Annotated in this window: 1 protein-coding gene; it reads left to right on the top strand. The window is 51.9% G+C overall.

What is annotated here, in order from left to right; all coding sequences use genetic code 11:
• The coding region (locus CVN76_RS03595; RefSeq protein ID WP_100530328.1) for an FAD-binding dehydrogenase at positions 1-1004 on the top strand (1004 nt) is incomplete at both ends.

Raw genomic sequence — 1004 nt, 5'->3', positions numbered from 1 at the left:
GAAGGGCATGGTAACTCGGTTCCGCGTTTTCATATAGTATGGGGAACGGGCCCGGGAATCGTAAAGCCGTTCGAGGATCGGGTCCGTAATGCGATCGGTAAAGGTCTGGTCGATTATCGCCCCCGCCATCGTGTGAATGAATTGTTAACGGAAGACGATTCTGTCATTGGTGTAGGTGGATCGGTGCTTGTGCCGAGCTCGGCAGCTCGCGGCGAGGCAAGCTCCCGGGAAGTGATCGGTGACTTTTCGTTTCATGCTAAAGCTGTGCTTGTTACAAGCGGCGGGATCGGGGCCAATCATGAATTGATAAGAAAGAATTGGCCTGCGCGACTAGGTGAAGCCCCGAAAAATATGATTTCCGGCGTTCCTGAGCATGTGGATGGGAGGATGCTTGCCATTACGGAAAAGGCAGGCGGAAGAATCGTCAATCGCGACCGGATGTGGCACTATACGGAAGGTATCAAGAATCATGATCCCGTTTGGGCAAAGCATGGAATCCGTATCCTGCCCGGGCCTTCATCTCTTTGGCTTGATGCAACGGGCCAGCGATTCCCAGCTCCGAATTTTCCGGGATTCGATACGCTGGGGACGCTTGATGCCATCATGGCGACAGGGTACGACTATTCATGGTTCATTTTGACGCAGAAGATCATCGAAAAAGAATTTGCTTTATCGGGCTCTGAGCAAAATCCCGATTTGACAGGCAAAAGCATTCGGAAGGTGTTATCCCGGGTCCTGCCTGGCGCATCGTCTCCCGTGCAGGCTTTCATGGACAAGGGCGAGGATTTTGTCATAGCGGATTCACTCTCGGAACTTGTGGAGGGGATGAATAAGCTCACGGAAGAGAACTTGCTTGTCCTTGCCGATATCGAGCGGCAAATAATCGCGAGGGATAGGGAGATGGATCATAAATTCACGAAAGACCTGCAAATCACCGCAATGCGTGGAGCACGCCATTATATCGGGGATCGGTTAATAAGGGTTGCAGCACCGCATAAAATCCT

Source organism: Bacillus sp. mrc49 (genome assembly GCF_002803435.1).
This window is presented reverse-complemented; position numbering and strand designations above follow the sequence as displayed.